Source organism: Nonomuraea sp. H19 (assembly GCF_052068215.1).
GTDB lineage: Bacteria > Actinomycetota > Actinomycetes > Streptosporangiales > Streptosporangiaceae > Nonomuraea.
In genome coordinates this window covers 397,797-415,043 of record NZ_JBQHCV010000003.1, presented here as the reverse complement: position 1 = coordinate 415,043, position 17,247 = coordinate 397,797, and the positions used below count along the sequence as shown (strand labels likewise).

Here is a 17,247-nt window from a genome sequence, read left to right as displayed (position 1 = left end):
CTGCGGGATGTGACTAGCGACATCCGCACGTTGCTGGCCCGCCACCTTCCCGGCTACCAGATCCGTACCATCAGCCGGCTGGGCCATGGCCTCGACAACCTCGTGTACGAAGTCAACGACGAGCTCGTGGTACGGCGGAGCAAGGCGGCCGACCCCCAGACGACCCGCCAGGAGGTCGCCCGCCTGGCGGCCGTCAGGGAGCTGTCCCCGCTGCCGGTCCCCGACATGGTCTTCGCCGACGAGGAGTCCGGCGTGATCGCGTACCGCAAGCTGCCCGGCGACCCCCTCGGCCAGCACCCGGTCCGCGACCCCAAGCGCCTGGCCGAGCAGCTCGGCAGATTCCTGACCGCCCTGCACACGGCCTCCGAGGAGCTGCGCGAACTGGCGCCCCGGGACGTCTACCCGGCGCCGACGCAACTGCATGACGCCGAACTCGACTACCGCGACATCGAGGACCACGTGCCCCGGTCCGAGCGACCCCTGGTGGAGCGCTTCCTCCGCACCCCGCCGCCGGCCGAGCCGCCCGCGCTCCGGTTCTGCCACAACGACCTGGGCAGCGAGCACGTCCTGGTGGACGCGGAAACGAGCACCATCACCGGGATCATCGACTGGACGGATGCGGCCATCACCGACCCGGCCCACGACTTCGCCCTGATCTACCGCGACCTGGGCCCGGAAGTCTTCGACCTCACGGTGTCGCACTACGCCTTCGACCTGGACGAGGAGGACCGCGCCAGGGTGCTCTTCCACGCCCGGTGCAAACTGATCGAAGACCTCGCGTACGGTCTGAGCTCCGGCCCGCGCCACTACGCCGACGCCGCCCTGAGCCACTTGGCCTGGACGTTCTCGTAGGTCGCCGCACCGATCCGTACACCGGCCGGCGGACGGTACGGGACTCTCATGGGGTGATCGGCGGCCGTGCCGGGCTCGTGAGTGTCTGCGGCGCGCTCAGCGGGTGCCCCGGTGGCGCGAACGATAGCCGGCGATCTTCGCCAGGTTCCCGCAGCGATCCATGGAGCACCAGCGGCGCCGCCGTGCCTGGGAGTCGTCCAGGAACAGCAGCGAGCAGTCGGGGTTCTCGCATTCCTTGACGCGGCCCATGAGCGGCCCACCGGCCAACAGCACCGCATCGCGAGCCACGGTCGCCAGGACGGCGGACGCGCCGTCGTTCGCCGCCCTGCACACGGTCAGCCCCGCGTCGGTGCAGGCGAGCTGGGGTGCGAGATCCGGGCGCGCAGCGGCCGCGTTGACCTCGGCGACGTCGGCTGGATCCGGGGCCCGGCCGTGCATGGCGGCGGTCAGCAGCCGATAGAGCGCCTCGCGCAGTACCCGGGCCTCGGCCAGATCCTCCTTCGAGGTCGTCGGCTCCTCTGCGCGCGGACGCGCCTCGGGACGCAGGCCGGACTCGGCGATCCAGCGGTCGAACGAAGCCGCGTCGGGAAGCCGCTCTACGGCGACCGAGTGGCGCTTGCCAAGCGTGGCGACGAAGTCGAGGCAGGGGCGCCCGCCGATGAACGGGAACGCCAGCAGGGCATCGTCTGGGACAGGCGTACGGGTCATGTCCTGATCGTACTGCTTGACACCTGTTCAGGCGGTGTCACATGATGACACCTGTTCAATAGGTGTCAAGGAAATGAGGACGGTATGCGCGCGGTGCGGATCGACGAGTTCGGCGGCCCCGAGGTCCTGATCCCCGTAGAGGTGCCGGATCCCGTGGTCCGGCCGGGCGAGGTACTGGTGCGAGTCGAAGCAGCGGGCGTCAACAGGGCGGACGCGCTCATTCGTACGGGCGCCTACCACCGTGCGGGACGCCCGCCACTGATCCCGGGCCTGGAGGGCGCGGGGACCGTGGCCGCGGTGGGAGCGGGAGTGGGCGGTATTGAGGTCGGGCAGCGCGTCATGGCGATAGGGGCGGGACTCTACGCCGAACTCGCGGCCGTGCCCGCGGCCAGGGTGAGCGTGCTGCCCGACGGGGTCGACGTCACCGAGGCCGCCGCCCTGCCCACGGCCTGGCTCACCGCCTGGTACTGCCTGCGCCACCTGGCCAGGCTCGCCGAAGGCGAGACGGTGGTGGTGCACGCCGCGGCGAGCGGGGTCGGCAGCGCGGCGGTGCAGATCGCCGCGGAGTCGGGCGCCAGGGTCATCGCCGTGGCGGGCTCGCCCGCCAAGACCGCCTGGGCGTCCGGACTCGGCGCCCACGAGACTGTCGACACCTCCACCCACCAGGGCGAGCAGGCGGTCACGGAGGTCATGCGCCTCACCGGCGGGCGCGGCGCGGACGTCGTGGTGGACGCCGTGGGCGGCGAGGTCTTCGCGCACAGCCTCCGGCAGGTCGCCTACGGCGGCCGCGTGGTCGCCCTGGCCAACGTCGCGTTGGCGCCCAGCACCATCGACACCCGCGACTTCTATCCGAAGAACGCCACCATCCTCGGCTTCCAGCTCACCAACCTGCTGGAGTACGGCTACGATCCCCGCGGGGACCTGCGGGAGATCGCAGGACGGGTCGCCGCGGGCGCCTATCGGATCCCTGTGGAGGCGGTCTTCCCGCTGGAACGGGCGAGCGAGGCCCACGAGCGCCTGGAACGACGCGACAACCGAGGCAAGATCGTGCTCGCTGTGCACCAGGACTGAGCACGCCCGGGACCGGGCCCCGGCGTTTCACCGCTGCAGACGAGGTGTCCCCGGCGGAAAATCGTTGGCGATCCGCCGTAGCGGCATGCTTTGCTGCCGGACATGACGTCGGCATGGGTGGGCGAGCGCGTACGCCTGCGGGCCAGAGAGCCCGAGGACTGGGAGGCGTTCCACGCCTTCGAGGAGGACTCCGACGCGGTCAGGAACGGCTGGCGCCTCCATCCACCCACCTCCGCCGCCTACGCGAAGAAGCAGTCCACCGAGCAGGCCGAGGAGCAGCTCGACCTCGACGAGTTCTCCCTGGTGATCGCCACCAGGGACGGCGACGTCCCGGTCGGGTCGATCAACACCCACCAGGTCGATCGCGACCACGGCACCTTCTTGTACGGGATCGCCATCGGCACCCCGCACCACCGCAAGGGCTACGCCAGCGACGCCATCGTGCTCCTACTGCGCTACATGTTCTTCGAGCGTCGCTTCCAGAAGGCCGAGGCCTGGGTCTACAGCTCCAACGAGCCGTCGCTGGCCCTGCACCGGCGGCTGGGCTTCGTCGAGGAAGGCCGCCGGCGCAGGAGCCGCTACGCCAACGGCCGTTACGACGACGAGGTGCTGTTCGGCATGACGATCGAGGAGTTCACCGAGCGTTACGGTGCGCGCTTCGCCGAACGTCCCGCCTGAGCTCTACAGCTCGTCCCGCAGCCGGCGGGTGGCGGTGACCACGTTGGCCAGCGCCGCCTCCACCTGCTCGTACGTCCGCGTCTTCAGCCCGCAGTCCGGGTTGACCCAGACCCGCTCCGCCGGCAGCGCCTTCAGCGTCCTGCGCAGCAGGTCCTCGACCTCCTCCGCGCCGGGCACGCGCGGCGAGTGGATGTCGTAGACGCCCGGTCCGAGCCCCCGCCCGAACGACCCCACAGCACCCAGGATCCGCGCCCCGGAGCGGGCGGACTCGATCGTGGTCACGTCCGCGTCCAGCCCGTCGATGGCGGCCAGGATCTGGTCGGCGTCGGAGTAGCACAGGTGCGTGTGGATCTGCGTGCGATCGCTCGCCCCCGAAGTGGCCCGCCGGTACGCTGCCACCGCCCACTCCAGGTAGTCGGCCTGCGCCGCCCGGCGCAGCGGCAGCAGCTCGCGCAGCGCGGGCTCGTCCACCTGGATGATCGACACCCCGGCGGCCTCCAGGTCGCGCACTTCCTCCCCGATGGCGTCCGCCACCTGGAACACCACGTCGCGCAGCGGCAGGTCGTCGCGGACGAACGACCAGGCCACGATCGTGACAGGCCCGGTGAGCATGCCCTTGACCGGCTTGTCCGTGAGCGACTGCGCGTACGTGGCCCACCGCACCGTGATCGGCTCCGGGCGGCCGACGTCGCCGTGCAGGATCGGCGGCCGGGTGCAGCGCGAGCCGTACGACTGGACCCAGCCGTTCCTGGTGACCGCGAAGCCGTCGAGGTGCTCGGCGAAATACTGGACCATGTCGTTGCGCTCCGGCTCGCCGTGGACGAGGACGTCGAGCCCGAGCCGCTCCTGCACCCGGATGACCCGCTCGATCTCGGCCTCGACCTGGCGCTCGTAGTCCTCCTGCGACAGCGTGCCGGCCGCCACCGCCGCGCGGGCGGCGCGGAGCTCGCCGGTCTGCGGGAACGACCCGATCGTGGTGATCGGCAGCGCTGGCAGCCGCAGGTGCTCGGCCTGCGCCGCGGCGCGCACCGCGTACGGGCTGCGCTCCTCCGCCACCACGGGGCCGGGCAGCGGCACGGAGGGCCCGGCGGGCGCGGAGCCGTGGAAGCCGGTGGCGGCGAGCGCCACCACCTCGGCCACCTTCTGCTCCGCGAAGGCCAGCCGCGCCCTCAGCGCCGGGTCCAGCTCCGGCTCGGCCTCCACGGAGTAGGGCACGTGCAGCAGCGAGGACGACGTGCTCACCACCACCCGCGAGGCCCGTACGGCGGCCAGCGCGGCCAGCGCCCGCTCCGGCGCGGTCCGCCACACGTCGCGCCCGGACACCACGCCCGCGACCACGGTCTTGCCGGTCAGGTCGGCGACGGGGACGCCGCCGCGCACCAGGTCGATGCCGATGGCCTCCACCGGCGTGCCGGCCAGCACCGGCAGCGCCTCGCCGAGATCGCCGAAGTACGAGGCCACGAACAGCCCGGGCCGCGCGCTCACACTTCCCAGCCGCTCATAAGCGGTCCTGACCGCGGCCAGCTCCTCCGGTGTCCGGTCGCCCACCAGCGCGGGCTCGTCCAGCTGCACCCATTCGACCCCTTCGGCCGCCAGCGCGGCCAGCAGCTCGGCGTAGCAGTCCAGCACCTCCTCCAGCCGGTCCAGCGCCGAGGCCAGCAGCAGGAACGTCACCGGTCCCACCACCACCGGCCGCGTCTCGTACCCGAGCGCCCGCGCCTCCCGCACCTCGCCGAGCGGCTTGCTCGCGTCCAGCCTGAACACGGTGCCGGGGCCGATCTCCGGCACGATGTAGTGGTAGTTCGTGTCGAACCACTTCGTCATCCGCAGCGGCGCCAGCCCCGCGGTGCCCCTGGCCATCGCGAAGTAGGGGTCGTCCGCCTCCTGATACCTCGCGGGGACCGCGCCGAGCAGCACCGCCGTGTCCAGCACCTGGTCATAGAGCGAGAACGTGTTGGACGGCAGCCCCTCCAGCCCGAGCTCGGCCAGCCTGCGCCAGGTCCGCTCCCTGATCTCGGCGCCCACCCGGTCGAGCTCGGCCCTGGTCGAGCGCCCGTCCCAGTACGACTCCAGCGCCCGCTTCAGCTCCCGCCGCGGCCCGATCCGCGGGTACCCCAGCACGGTGGACTTGGGGAACGGCGACATCTTCTCAACTCCCTGTGACGTCGGACAGATGGCTGTGATCGTGCCGAGTACCCGGCGAGTCGTGCACCATGTATTGGTGCTGCTTATGCTCAGGGAGATCCACTGCTTCGCGCGGGTCGCGGAACGGATGAGCTTTTCGCGGGCCGCCGCCGACCTGGGCATGTCGCAGCCCGCCATGAGCCAGGCCATCACCAGGCTCGAACGCGCCGCCGGGGTCAGGCTCTTCGAGCGGACCGCCCGCGAGGTGCGGCTCACGGCCGCGGGCAAGGCGCTGCTGCCGTACGCGGAGCAGGTGCTGGAGTCGGCCCAGGCGTTCACCGCCGAGGCGGCCCGATTGGCCAGGCCGACTATTCACCTTGCTTATCCACCACTTGTCGGCACGCTGGCGGCGCGGATCGTCAGGCGGCTCGCGGGCCGCACCCCGTCGATCGGCGTGGAGCTCACGGTGGCGGGCCGGGGAGCGGCGGCGCAGGCGCTGGCGGACGGCGAGGTCTCGGCCGCGATCCTGTCCACCCCGGCGCCGGCGCAGTTCGTCACGGCCGCCCGCTTCCACGTGACCGTCGACCACCTCGCCGTGCCCGCCGGGCACCGGCTGGCGCCCAGGACCAAGGTCGCCGCGGACGAGTTGCACGGTCAGGTGCTGCTCACGCCGGGCAGCCGCCCGTGGGCGGGCCTGCCGGGCCGCTCGCGCATGGTGGCCGACGACGACTTCGCCGCCGCGCTGGACCTGGTTGCCGCGGGCGCCGGACTGCTGCCGATCCCGCAGCTGCTGGTCAGGGCCATCAGGCGGGACGACGTACGGTTCGTGCCGCTCGACGCGGGCGACCTGCGCATCACCTACGCCCTGGCCTGGTCGAAGGAGCGCGTCACGCCGGAGCTGATGGCCCTGGTCCAGGCGGTCCAGGACGCGCTGTGGACGAGGTGACCGGACAGGGCCACCGCGGACTCGACGTCCTCATGCCGAGGGTTCAGGCGAGCGGCAGATTCTTCAGCGCTTCGCGCCGGCTCAGGCCGGAGATGCCCTTGGCCTTCACGTAGCGGATCACCTCGCTGGGATTGGTCTTGGCGTATTCGCGTAACGCCCACCCGATGGCCTTGCGCGCGAAGAAGTCGTTGTCCGACAGACTCGGCTCGATGCACGCGTACAGCAGGGCCGTGTCCGTGCGTTGCTTGAACCGGTTTTGGCACAGGATCGCGGTGCGCCGCTTCCACAGGTCGTCGTCGTGCGCCCACTCCAGCATGAGCGGCCGCATCGGGTCGGGGTAGGCGGCCAGGAGCCCCCCGATCCGGTGCGTGGCCAGCTCGTCCACCACGTCCCACCAGGCGCCGCTGACGATCATCTCCTCGTACATCGGCACCGTGTAGAGCGTCTGGTACGGCCGGTAGTAGTGGTATCCGGACAGTTCGATGGCGGCGTACCGCTCCTCGCGGAACTCGGCCTCGCGCCACAGCGACAGCACGGCCCGCCGCCACTCCGGCGCGCTCTCGAGGCGGTGCTCGGCGAACACCCGTTTGAGTGCCGCCTTCCTGGGCGTCGACTGTACGCCCAGGAACGGCATCGCGGACTTCATGTAGGCCCGCATGACCTCCGCCTTGTCCGGCTCGGCCACCTGCTGCAGTGCCAGCCGCACCGCCTTGCCGAGGCTCATCCCTTGGGCTGGGTCGTGCGCTCGCCCGTCGCGATGCCGTCGAACAGCACGGTGATGTAGTGCTCGGCCAGGCCGGCCGTGTTGAGCCTGCCGCCAGGGCGGAACCAGCGCACCGCCACCCAGATGGTGTCGCGGATCATGCGGTAGGTCAGCTTGGGGTCCACGTCGGACCGGAACTGCCCGGCCGCCTGGCCCGCCTTGATCTGCGTCACCCAGATCTGCTCGACCTCGTCCTCGGCCTTGACGAGGTAGTTGAACTTCTCGAACTGCCGCAGGTAGTTCCAGTCGTTCTGCATCACGGTGATCGCGGCCCGGTGCGGCTCCAGGGTGCTGAAGCCGATGCGGACCATCTCCGACAACACCGAGCGGGGGTCGGCGCTGGAGTCGATGGCGGCGCGGTAGCGGGCGATGAGGTCGTCGAGGAAGGTGGACAGGACCTCGTCGACGATCGACTCCTTGGAGTCGAAGTGGTGGTAGAGACTTCCTGAGAGGATGCCCGCCTCGTCGGCGATCTCGCGTACTGTCGTGGCCTGGAAGCCCTTGCGCGCGAAGAGCTCCGCGGCGAGCTTGACGAGGTGGTCACGGCGCTCTGACGCCGACCCCGATGAGGTCGCGCGCTGGCGCTTCGCCGGTGTGGTGGTGCCGGAGTTCTTTCGCGTGGTCACGACACCATTATGGCCCCCAGGCAATCGCTTGTTCACCCAACAGCTCCAGCTCATCAGGCATTCCCCGCTCGACCAAGCGCTTGCTACGATGCTGGGGTGAGTGAGGCGTACATCGTCGGCGCCGTCCGCACCCCCGTGGGGCGCAGGAACGGTGGCCTGGGCCGGACCCATCCCGCCGACCTCGGGGCGCACGTGCTCAAGGGGTTGATGGACGGCTCGGACGCCGCCCCGTCGGCCGTGGAGGACGTGATCTTCGGCTGCGTGGACACGATCGGGCCGCAGGCCGGGGACATCGCGCGCACCTGCTGGCTGGCCGCCGGGCTGCCCGAGGAGGTGCCCGGCGTCACGATCGACCGCCAGTGCGGCTCCTCGCAGCAGGCGCTGCACTTCGCCGCCCAGGCCGTGCTGTCCGGCACGAACGACCTGGTGGTGGCGGGCGGCGTGCAGAACATGAGCATGATCCCCATCTCGTCCGCGATGCTGGCCGGGCGCCCACTCGGGCACGAGACCCCCTTCGCGGGCTCCAAGGGCTGGACGGCGCGGTACGGCACGCAGGAGGTCTCCCAGTTCACCGGCGCGGAGCGGATCGCCGCCACATGGGACATCTCGCGCGAGGAGATGGAGCGGTACGCGTACGAGTCGCACCGGCGCGCCCTGCACGCCATCGATGCCGGATATTTCCGGCGGGAGATCGTGCCCTTCGACGGCGTGGCCGCGGATGAGGGCCCGCGCAGGGACACCACGCTCGCCAAGATGGCCGCGCTCAAGCCCCTGGCCGAAGGAGGCCGGCTGACCGCCGCGCTGGCCTCGCAGATCTCCGACGGCGCCGCCGCCCTGCTCGTCGCCTCACCCCGGGCGGTACGCGACCACGGGCTGACCCCGCGCGCCCGCGTACACCACCTCTCGGCGCGCGGCGCTGACCCGATCACGATGCTCGACGCCCCGATCCCCGCCACCGTCCACGCGCTGGGCATGACCGGCATGTCGATCGACGACTTCGACGTCATCGAGATCAACGAGGCGTTCGCCTCCGTCGCGCTGGCCTGGATCAAGGAGACCGGCGCCGACCCGGCCAGGGTCAACCCCAACGGCGGCGCCATCGCGCTCGGCCACCCGCTCGGCGCGACCGGCGCCGTGCTGGCCGTCAAGCTGCTGCACGAGCTGGAGCGAACCGGCGGCAGGTACGGCCTGCAGACCATGTGCGAGGGCGGCGGTCAGGCGAACGTCACCATCATCGAGCGGCTGGACCCGGCACGATGAGGGCATAGCCGGCCCGTTCACCCGGGGTGTCGCCTCAGGCGAGCCGATGCCCGACGACGTGGTCCTCTGGACGCGGTCAGCCGTCAATCCCCTCAGCGCCGACCCCAGGCGCCCGGGCGGCATGGCGCGCGCCGGCGTTCCTGCGCCGCCGTCATCAGGAGTGCGCCCGCATCCTGGCGCCGAACGCGCCGGGGTTGGTGGTGTTCAGCGGCGACGTGCCGGGCGGTGGACCCTGTAGACCGGCGGGGCGCGCCCGTCCGCACAGTGGCGGAGTCTCCTCACCGAAGGGAATGGACTGACGTCAGAAAATACCTCTAGCAAATAGGAAACTTTCCTATTAGATTCATGGCATGCCCCTGAGTGGTGACCTGCGTCGCCTTGCCGACGCCGTCCTCTTTCCTGGTTTCGCGGGACAGACCGCTCCCGACTGGATCCGTCGCAGGCTCGGCGACGGACTGGCGGGCGTGGTGCTGTTCTCGCGCAACATCGCCGACCCCGCCCAAGTGGCCCGGCTGACCGCCGCGCTGCGTGCGGAGAACCCCGCGGTGCTCGTCGGCACCGACGAGGAGTCCGGCGAGGTGACCAGGTTGGAGGTGGCGACCGGCAGCAGCCGCCCCGGCGGGTACGCGCTCGGCGTCGTGGACGACGAGGCCCTGACCGAGGCCGTGGCCAGGGACCTCGGCGGGGACCTGGCCGCGGCCGGCATCACGATCGACTTCGCCCCGTCGGCCGACGTGAACTCCAACCCGGACAACCCGGTCATCGGCCTGCGGGCGTTCGGGGCCGAGCCGGAGCTGGTCGCCCGGCATACCCGGGCGTTCGTCCGCGGCCTGCAGTCGGCCGGCGTGGCCGCCTGCGCCAAGCACTTCCCAGGGCACGGCGACACCTCGATCGACTCCCACCATGGCGTGCCCGTGGTGGCCGACGACGGGATCGAGGACGCGCTGTTCCCTTTCCGGGAGGCGATCAAGGAAGGCGTCAAGGCCGTCATGACCGGCCACCTCCTGGTGCCCTCGTACGACGCCGAGCTGCCCGCCACGCTCAGCCCCAAGGTCCTCACCGGGCTGCTGCGCGAGGAGCTGGGCTTCCAAGGAATGATCATCACTGACGGCATCGAGATGGCCGCCGTGTCGGGGGTGTACGGGATCGGGGGCGCCGCGGCCCGCGCCATAGCCGCCGGAGCGGACGCGATCTGCATCGGCGGCGAACGGGCCGACGAGGCGGTGGCCGTCGAGGTCCGCGACGCCATCGCCACGGCGGTGACCCAAGGACTGCTGCCCGAGGAGCGACTGGCCGACGCCGCTCGCCGGGTCCGCGAGCTGGCCGCCTGGGCCACCTCCTCGGGCAGCCACCTGCCGGAAGACGGAGACCTCGGCCTCACCGCGGCCCGCCGCGCCATCAGGATCACCCGCAGGTCCACCGCTCCGGTGCTGCCGCTCACCTCGGCCGCGTACGTGGTGGAGCTGGCCCCGGAGATGAACCTGGCCATCGACAAGAACACCCCGTGGGGCGTCGGCGAGCCGCTCACCCGGCTGCTGCCGGGCACCGCGGTCACCCGGCTGGCGGTGGGGGAGGCGACCGGAGCCGCGCTGGAACGCCTGATCGGGGCGGCCGCCGGCCGGCCGCTGGTCATCGTGGTCCGCGACGCGCACCGCCATGCCTGGCAGGAGGAGGCGCTGCGGCACCTGCTCAGCGCTCGCCCGGACGCGGTGGTGGTCGAGATGGGGCTGCCCGTCCGCTCGGACCTGGGCGCCGTCCACATCGCCACGTACGGCTCCGCCAGGGTCTGCGGTCAGGCCGCGGCGGAGGCGCTGACCGGCGGCGCCTGACGGCACGATCTTCGACGGCGGGTCTCCGGCACCGTTAGTCTCTGACACCGTGAACTTCGACGGCGAGGACCTCTCACGCAAAGCGCTGACCGACCGGCTCCCGTCCGGGGAGACGCACGTGTTCCGCGGCTGCGATCTCACGGAGACCGATCTGTGGGGAGCCTCGCTGGCGGGGGCCCGCTTCGAGTCCTGCGTGCTGGAGCAGACCGACTTCCGCAAGGCCGACCTCGACGGGGCGGTGTTCACGGGCGGGGGCGGGATGCGCACCCGCTTCAACGACGCCGACCTCATCGACGTGTCGTTCACGGACGTGGACCTGTCGTCGGCCCAGTTCGGCGGGGCGTTGCTGACGGACGTGAGCTTCACGGGGTGCCGCATGATCGGCGCCGCGCTCACCGCCTCGCGCGGCACCGGCTTCAAGCTCGCCCGCTCCAACCTGACCCTGGCCAACCTGGGCGGGTGCTCGCTGCGCGGGGAGCTCATCGAGGGGGTGCGCTTCGACGACGCGGACCTGTCGGGGTGCGACTTCACCGAGGCCACGTTGAGCGACTGCCGGCTCATCGGCACCCGGCTGCTGAACACGAAGTTCGCGAAGGCGGACCTGCGCGGAGCCGATCTGGGTCAGCCGGACGACGCCAAGCTGCGGGCGTTCGCGGGCGCGATCATCAACCAGACCCAGGCCAACGCCATCCTCGCCGCCCGGGGCATCACCGTGGTCTGACGCCTGCCCGGCCTGGCACGACCGGCGACGTCAGGTCAGGAGACGACTGCGGAGCTCCGCGAGCAATTCCTTGTCGATCCCCAGCCGCTCGGTGGCGTACGCCTGGATCGAGCCGTGCGCCGTGGTGAGGTCGGACAGGAACATCCGCATGATTTCGGCGGGGGCTCGGCCATAGCCGGGCCACCGCAGTTCGCGCCCCGGGTTGGCGGCCCGCCAGTCGGCGATCAGCCGGTCCGTGGCCAGCTCGGTCAACGCGAAGTCTTCGACGATGTCGTCCTCCGAGACGCCCAGCAGGGCGAGGACGAGGGCGGCCACCAGGCCGGTCCGGTCCTTGCCCGACGCGCAGTGGAAGACGAGCGGCCCGCTGTCGGCGGCGATCACCTCGAGGGTCTGCCGCAGCTCCTCGACCCCGTCATGAGCGACTTCCGCGTACCTGTCGGCGAGGAAACGCCAGGGATCGACGTCCGGGTCGATCTCGGCCTGATCATAGGGCCGGTGCTCGATGCTCAAGTTGAACCACGTCAGCTGCTCGTGCCGCGGCACCCGGCCCCTTGCCTCGATTTCCCAGGGATACCGAAGGTCGATCACCGTACGGATGCCGAGACCGCGAAAACGGTCCCAGTCCGCACCCTCCAGCTTGGCCAGGGAGTCCGACCGGAACAACCGGCCCCACCGCACCGTGCGGCCGTCGGTTGCGCAGTAGCCGCCGAGGTCGCGGAAGTTGTGCAGGCGATCGAACGTGATATGTCTCCTCACGCGGATCACTCTAATTCGTGGTGATCACCATCGTGGTGCCTCGATGGCGGAGCACCGGCACCCTAGGAGGATGTTCTGGCCATGTGTGCGAGGGTCGCCTCGGCCTCGGCCACGATGCGGTCGATGAGTTCCTGGCACGACGGCAGGTCGTCGATCACGCCCACGACCTGCCCCGAGGCCATCACCCCGAGATCCGCCCGCCCGTCGACCATGGCGGCCCGCAGCAGCACCGGCGTGTTGGCCGCCTGCAGCACCTGCGCCCAGCTCAGCTCCCGCCCGTGCCGCATCCGGCGTCCCTCGCGGATCAGCGCCGCCCACGACAGTCCCGACAGCCGCTTGAACCTGGCCCCGTTCACCACGGCCCTGACCAGCCGCGACCGTTCGAGCGAGGCCACGAACGGCGTGCTCAGCACCCGGTGCGGCACCCCGTCCACCTTGGTGGTCACGACGGTCTCCCGCGCCGCCAGATAGACCTTCTTCACCTCGTCGGGCACCGGCGAGTCGCTGGTCAGCAGGAACCGGGTCCCCATGGCGATCCCGCACGCCCCGTACGCCAGCGCCGCCACCAGCCCCCGTCCGTCGAAGAACCCGCCGGCCGCGATCACCGGGATGTCCACCGCGTCCACGACCTGCGGCAGCAGCAGCGTCGTGGCGACGGGCCCGGTGTGGCCGCCGCCCTCTCCGCCCTGCACGATGACCGCGTCCACGCCCCATGACGCCACCTTCTCCGCGTGCCGCCGCGCCCCCACCGACGGGATCGTCACCACCCCGGCGTCCTTGAGCCGGGCGATCAGCTCCCTCTTGGGCGCCAGCGCGAACGACGCCACCCGCACGCCCTCCCTGATCATGACCTCGACCCGCTCGGCCGCGTCGTCGGCGTCGGCCCGGATGTTCACGCCGAACGGCGCGTCCGTCCGCTCCTTCACCCGCCGGATCGCCGCGGTCATCTCGGGGACCGGCATGGTGGCGGCGCCGATCACGCCCAGCCCGCCCGCCTGCGAGGTGGCCGCCGCCAGCCGGGCGCCCGCGACGTACCCCATCCCGGTCTGCACGATCGGATGCCGGCATCCGACCAGGGAGGTCAGCGCGGTCTTCACGCCGGCACCTCGCGGTCGCGCGCGCGTTCCGGGTCGAGCCGGTCGAGGACGCGTAGCTCCTCGGTGGTCGGCTCCCGAGTCGTGGCGACATTTTCGGAAACGTGGAGGTCGAAGCCGGTCGCCGCCACCACGTCGTCCGCGCTCACTCCGGGATGCACCGACACCAGCCGCATCGCGCCATCAGGGGTACGGAAGTCCAGCACGGCCAGGTTCGTCACCACGCGACGCAGCTCGAAGGCGCCCCGGTCGGTTCCGATGCCGCTGACCAGGTCCACCTGCGGCACGAACACCTTGGGGGAGTGCCGGGGAATCCAGTAGCTCGTCGGGTCGCAGCGCGTGTTCCCCGGCGCGCCCCGTACGCCCAGCAACTGGGCCTTGGGCCGCGCCCAGTCGCCGATGCAGGAGATGTTCGTGTTCCCGTACCGGTCGATCTGGCTCGCGCCGAGCATGACGTGCCGGCGCCCGTTCAGCACCAGCCACAGATGCTCGCGGAAGGGCAGCCACCCCTCGACCACCTCGGGCGCCTGCCCCAGTGCGGGCACGTCGCCGGTGAGCAGGCAGACCCCGTCGTGCGTGAGCAGCTCCGGCTCGAACGTCAGCCGCGCCAGCCGCGCGGCCAGCACCGTGACCGCCCCGCCGATGCCGGCCGCCAGGATCTCCCCGTCGCCCCTGAACGCCTCCGCGCACGCCACCACGCACACGTCAGCCCTGCTGGCCATCGAACTCCTCCCACGGCGTCTCCACGTACCGCCGCTGCAGCGCCTCGTCCCGCCCGTAGTCCGGCTCGCAGGAGGTGAACCCAGCGCCGCCGGGCGCCTCCACCACGCCCGCCACCATCGACCGGCTGATCAGCAGCGACTGCACAGGCCCTTCCTTCAGCAGGTCCGCCGTGTCGACCACCCGCTCGCACGACACGAAGCACCGATCCGCCGCCTTGGCGTAGAGATCGTCGAAGTACGGATCCGGCCCCAGATACTGCGCGTTCCCCCGCGAGTCCGCCCGGTTGACATGCACCAGCGCCACGTCCATGGTCAGCGCGGGCACCGCGACCAGCTCCTCCCCGTCCTCGTACGGCGACCGCACCGTCCTCAGCCCCGGATTGACCCGCAGCACGTCAGAGCCCAGCCCCGCGCGCGTCGGCAGGAACGGCAGCCGGTGCGCCGCCGCGAGCAGCCCGAACATGAACATCCCCTCGTCGTACTCGGTGAACTCGATCTGCCCCGCCTGCCTGGCCCGCCGGAAGTGCGGCTCCAAGGGGATCGAATCGAGCGTGACGAACGGGGCCACGACCTTGCGTACCTTCTTCGCCGCGCAGAGCATGCCGACGTCCGGGCCCCCGTACGAGATGATCGTCAGGTCGCGGACGGGGGAGCGGAGGATGGCGCGCACCAATGCCATGGGCTTGCGCCGCGAGCCCCAGCCGCCGATCCCGACCGTCATCCCGCTCTCCAGCTCGCCCGCGACCTCCTCGGCCGACATCACCTTGGTCACCTGAATCGCTCCCTGTGCCGGTCACCGGCGCCCATGAGGTTGAGCTCGAAGGTGAAGCCCTGCTCGAAGCGGTAGCTGCGCTTGACGTCCACCGGGTCGATGCCGTTGAGCGACTCCTTGGCGCGGCGGATCACGTACGGGTCCTTGTCGGCGATCTGGGCCGCCACCTCCATCGCCGCGTCGCGCAGCTTGTCGCGCGGCACGACCTCCAGCACCGACCCGAACGCGCGCAACTCGGCGGCCGTCACGTTTCTGCACGTGTAGACCATGGCGCGCATCAGGTGCTGCGGCACCAGCCGGGCCAGATGCGTGGCCGCCCCCAGGGCGCCCCTGTCGACTTCGGGCAGCCCGAAGTAGGCGTCTTCGGCGGCCACGATGATGTCGGCGTTGCCGGCCAGTCCGACGCCGCCGCCCAGGCAGTGCCCGTGCACGGCCGCGACGACGGGCACCGTGCACTCGTAGACCGCCGCGAACGCCGCATAACACGCCCGGTTGGCCCCGACCAGCGCCTCATGCCCCTCCGCGTCCCGCAATTCCTTGATGTCGACCCCTGCGTTGAACCCGCGCCCTTCGGCCCTCAGCACGACGACCCTGGTATCGGGGTCGTCCCCGGCGGCCCGTACGGCCTGCGCCAGCTCCTCCCAGCCCCGCACGGTCAACGCGTTCACCGGTGGCGCGTCGACCACGACCTCGGCGATCGGCCCGGCCCGCAGCGTGATTCCCATGCCCCCGCCCCATCTCCCTGTCCCGCAGCCTGGTTGCACCTAACGCTTGCTTGGTACGGTAGCACCCGTGACCGTGACTTACGACTACACGGGCAAGTCCGTCCTGGTGACGGGCGGCACCAAGGGCATCGGCGTGGGCATCGCCCGGGCCTTCCGCGAGGCGGGCGCCGACGTGACGATCTGCGCCAGGCACGAGCAGGCGGTTCCGGGGACCGAACGCGGGCCGGGCGTGGGACGGATCCGGTTCGTGCGGGCCGACGTGCGGGTCCCGGAGGACGTCGAGCGGCTCGTCTCGGGGTTCGACCGGCTCGACGTGGTGGTCAACAACGCGGGCGGGTCGCCGTACGCGCCGCTGGCCGGCACCTCCCCGCGCCTGCACGCCCGCGTCATCGAGCTCAACCTGACGGCCCCGCTGCTGGTCGCGCAGTCCGCCTATCCCCTGCTGGCCGCCGCGCGCGGGGCGATCGTAATGATCGGCAGCTCCAGTGGCGCGCGTCCCTCGCCCGGCACCTCCGCGTACGGCGCCGCCAAGGCCGGGCTGCACCATCTGGCCCGCTGCCTGGCCGCCGAATGGGCCCCCGACGTGCGGGTCAACACGGTCGTCGTCGGACTGGCCGCCACGGAGAGCGCCGGTGACCACTACGGCGATCAGGGGGACGGGGGCCTTGGGGCGGCGATCCCCGCAGGCCGGCCGGCGACGCCCGCCGACGTGGCGCAGGCCTGCCTGTGGCTGGCCGCGCCGGGCTACGTGACGGGCGCCGAGATACGAGTGGACGGCGGCGGCGAGGTGCCCCACTGGCGCCACCTGGCCGCGGCCCCCTCACCCGCGTCCGGGCCGAGCCGCCGCGGGAGCAGCGACGCGCCGGACGCGTAGGCAACGGCCGGGCCGCGCATGCCGGTGGCGCGGTCAGGGTCACCGCATGGCCGAACGGGCGGTGGGGCGCAGCCGGATCCGCTCAGGAGCGGCGGTCAGCCGGGGCTTCAGCAGCGGCAGGTCCACCTCCCGCTCGTCCCCCGGGGTGTCGAAGCGGGCGAACCACACGAAGACCTTCTCCCCGGTGCGGACGGGCAGGCGCGGAAAGGTGTTCTCCGCGTGCTCGGTCACGAAGCAGGCGATCGCCGGCACGCCGGCCTCGGCCAGCACCGGAGCGGCCTCCCGGGCGAAGAACTCGGCGAAGCCGTCCTCGACGTGGTAGATCGTGGCGACGTACAGCGCCGCGGGCGACTCGGCCGTGCCGACCGGCGGCCGCTCCCACGCGGGAGGCTCCGCCAGGGAGCGGAGGAGGAGCACGTCATCGGAGTCGATCATCGTGGCGTTGGCGGCGTCGCGGTTGGCCAGCCACACGGGCCCGGAGTAGAAGGCCTCCAGCGCCGCGCGGCGGGCGGACATGTCGGGAAAGGCGCGCAGCCAGGGGAACATGTCGGGCGCGTCCGGATTGCGAAAGGAGCCGGCGACCCGCATGCCGGTCGCCTCCTGCGCCTCGATGAACTCCCGCTCGAACAGCTCGATCAAGGTGTCGCGCCGCCCCGGATGAAGCGTGTACCGCCGCAGTTCGTAGATCATGCCGCGGACGCTATTCCCGGGTCACTGACATCCCGT

At 71.5% G+C, this 17,247-nt stretch carries 18 protein-coding genes; 8 read left to right on the top strand and 10 right to left on the bottom strand.

What is annotated here, in order from left to right:
- The first annotated feature begins 9 nt into the window (after window positions 1-9).
- On the top strand, window positions 10-852 hold the full coding sequence (locus tag ACTMTI_RS08645; RefSeq protein ID WP_441119358.1) for a phosphotransferase family protein: 843 nt from the start codon (window positions 10-12) through the stop codon (window positions 850-852).
- Window positions 853-948: 96 nt separating this feature from the next.
- Here ACTMTI_RS08645 and ACTMTI_RS08640 read toward each other — a convergent pair whose 3' ends face one another.
- On the bottom strand, window positions 949-1,560 hold the full coding sequence (locus tag ACTMTI_RS08640; protein WP_441119357.1) for a CGNR zinc finger domain-containing protein: 612 nt from the start codon (window positions 1,558-1,560) through the stop codon (window positions 949-951).
- A gap of 84 nt (window positions 1,561-1,644) precedes the next feature.
- Here ACTMTI_RS08640 and ACTMTI_RS08635 point away from each other — a divergent pair, with 84 nt between their 5' ends.
- Together ACTMTI_RS08635 and ACTMTI_RS08630 are read left to right on the top strand one after the other, a co-directional pair.
- A complete protein-coding gene (locus ACTMTI_RS08635; protein WP_441119355.1) occupies window positions 1,645-2,631 on the top strand; it encodes a quinone oxidoreductase family protein in 987 nt (328 codons plus the stop codon).
- A gap of 102 nt (window positions 2,632-2,733) precedes the next feature.
- The gene (locus ACTMTI_RS08630; protein WP_441119354.1) at window positions 2,734-3,309 is read left to right on the top strand and encodes a GNAT family N-acetyltransferase; all 576 of its coding nucleotides are present in this window, start codon (window positions 2,734-2,736) and stop codon (window positions 3,307-3,309) included.
- Between the two features lie 3 nt (window positions 3,310-3,312).
- On the opposite strand, the gene metE is transcribed toward ACTMTI_RS08630, so the two are convergent.
- Window positions 3,313-5,454: a 5-methyltetrahydropteroyltriglutamate--homocysteine S-methyltransferase gene (metE, locus tag ACTMTI_RS08625; protein WP_441119352.1), complete on the bottom strand. Its 2,142-nt coding sequence runs from the start codon at window positions 5,452-5,454 to the stop codon at window positions 3,313-3,315.
- Window positions 5,455-5,539: 85 nt separating this feature from the next.
- Here metE and ACTMTI_RS08620 point away from each other — a divergent pair, with 85 nt between their 5' ends.
- Window positions 5,540-6,379 (top strand): LysR family transcriptional regulator, encoded by an 840-nt coding sequence (locus tag ACTMTI_RS08620; protein WP_441119545.1) that lies wholly within the window; start codon window positions 5,540-5,542, stop codon window positions 6,377-6,379.
- Between the two features lie 43 nt (window positions 6,380-6,422).
- On the opposite strand, the gene ACTMTI_RS08615 is transcribed toward ACTMTI_RS08620, so the two are convergent.
- Window positions 6,423-7,103, bottom strand: a complete 681-nt coding sequence (locus ACTMTI_RS08615) for a DNA alkylation repair protein (RefSeq protein ID WP_441119350.1) — start codon at window positions 7,101-7,103, stop codon at window positions 6,423-6,425.
- Complete coding sequence (locus ACTMTI_RS08610) at window positions 7,100-7,768, bottom strand: TetR/AcrR family transcriptional regulator (RefSeq protein WP_441119349.1); 669 nt, start codon at window positions 7,766-7,768, stop codon at window positions 7,100-7,102. Before ACTMTI_RS08610 ends, ACTMTI_RS08615 begins: the two co-directional genes overlap by 4 nt.
- Before the next feature lie 96 nt (window positions 7,769-7,864).
- On the opposite strand from ACTMTI_RS08610, the gene ACTMTI_RS08605 reads away from it, so the two are divergent.
- The 3 genes from ACTMTI_RS08605 to ACTMTI_RS08595 all read left to right on the top strand — a co-directional run bounded on the left by ACTMTI_RS08605 (window position 7,865) and on the right by ACTMTI_RS08595 (window position 11,578).
- Window positions 7,865-9,028, top strand: a complete 1,164-nt coding sequence (locus ACTMTI_RS08605) for an acetyl-CoA C-acetyltransferase (RefSeq protein ID WP_441119348.1) — start codon at window positions 7,865-7,867, stop codon at window positions 9,026-9,028.
- A gap of 350 nt (window positions 9,029-9,378) precedes the next feature.
- Entirely contained in the window at window positions 9,379-10,857 is a 1,479-nt protein-coding gene (locus ACTMTI_RS08600; protein WP_441119346.1) for a glycoside hydrolase family 3 protein, read from the top strand.
- A gap of 49 nt (window positions 10,858-10,906) precedes the next feature.
- Window positions 10,907-11,578, top strand: a complete 672-nt coding sequence (locus ACTMTI_RS08595) for a pentapeptide repeat-containing protein (RefSeq protein ID WP_441119345.1) — start codon at window positions 10,907-10,909, stop codon at window positions 11,576-11,578.
- A gap of 30 nt (window positions 11,579-11,608) precedes the next feature.
- Here ACTMTI_RS08595 and ACTMTI_RS08590 read toward each other — a convergent pair whose 3' ends face one another.
- The 5 genes from ACTMTI_RS08590 to ACTMTI_RS08570 all read right to left on the bottom strand — a co-directional run bounded on the left by ACTMTI_RS08590 (window position 11,609) and on the right by ACTMTI_RS08570 (window position 15,647).
- Window positions 11,609-12,334 (bottom strand): tyrosine-protein phosphatase, encoded by a 726-nt coding sequence (locus tag ACTMTI_RS08590; RefSeq protein WP_441119344.1) that lies wholly within the window; start codon window positions 12,332-12,334, stop codon window positions 11,609-11,611.
- 62 nt (window positions 12,335-12,396) lie between these two features.
- Complete coding sequence (locus tag ACTMTI_RS08585; RefSeq protein ID WP_441119343.1) at window positions 12,397-13,431, bottom strand: NAD(P)H-dependent flavin oxidoreductase; 1,035 nt, start codon at window positions 13,429-13,431, stop codon at window positions 12,397-12,399.
- On the bottom strand, window positions 13,428-14,150 hold the full coding sequence (locus tag ACTMTI_RS08580) for a CoA-transferase subunit beta (RefSeq protein WP_441119341.1): 723 nt from the start codon (window positions 14,148-14,150) through the stop codon (window positions 13,428-13,430). Before ACTMTI_RS08580 ends, ACTMTI_RS08585 begins: the two co-directional genes overlap by 4 nt.
- A complete protein-coding gene (locus ACTMTI_RS08575; RefSeq protein WP_441119543.1) occupies window positions 14,134-14,910 on the bottom strand; it encodes a CoA transferase subunit A in 777 nt (258 codons plus the stop codon). Before ACTMTI_RS08575 ends, ACTMTI_RS08580 begins: the two co-directional genes overlap by 17 nt.
- Before the next feature lie 8 nt (window positions 14,911-14,918).
- On the bottom strand, window positions 14,919-15,647 hold the full coding sequence (locus ACTMTI_RS08570; protein WP_441119340.1) for an enoyl-CoA hydratase family protein: 729 nt from the start codon (window positions 15,645-15,647) through the stop codon (window positions 14,919-14,921).
- Between the two features lie 67 nt (window positions 15,648-15,714).
- On the opposite strand from ACTMTI_RS08570, the gene ACTMTI_RS08565 reads away from it, so the two are divergent.
- Window positions 15,715-16,521, top strand: a complete 807-nt coding sequence (locus ACTMTI_RS08565) for an SDR family oxidoreductase (protein WP_441119338.1) — start codon at window positions 15,715-15,717, stop codon at window positions 16,519-16,521.
- 39 nt (window positions 16,522-16,560) lie between these two features.
- Here the strand turns inward: ACTMTI_RS08565 and ACTMTI_RS08560 are convergent, their stop codons facing one another.
- The gene (locus ACTMTI_RS08560; protein ID WP_441119336.1) at window positions 16,561-17,211 is read right to left on the bottom strand and encodes an NIPSNAP family protein; all 651 of its coding nucleotides are present in this window, start codon (window positions 17,209-17,211) and stop codon (window positions 16,561-16,563) included.
- Between the last annotated feature and the right edge of the window lie 36 nt (window positions 17,212-17,247).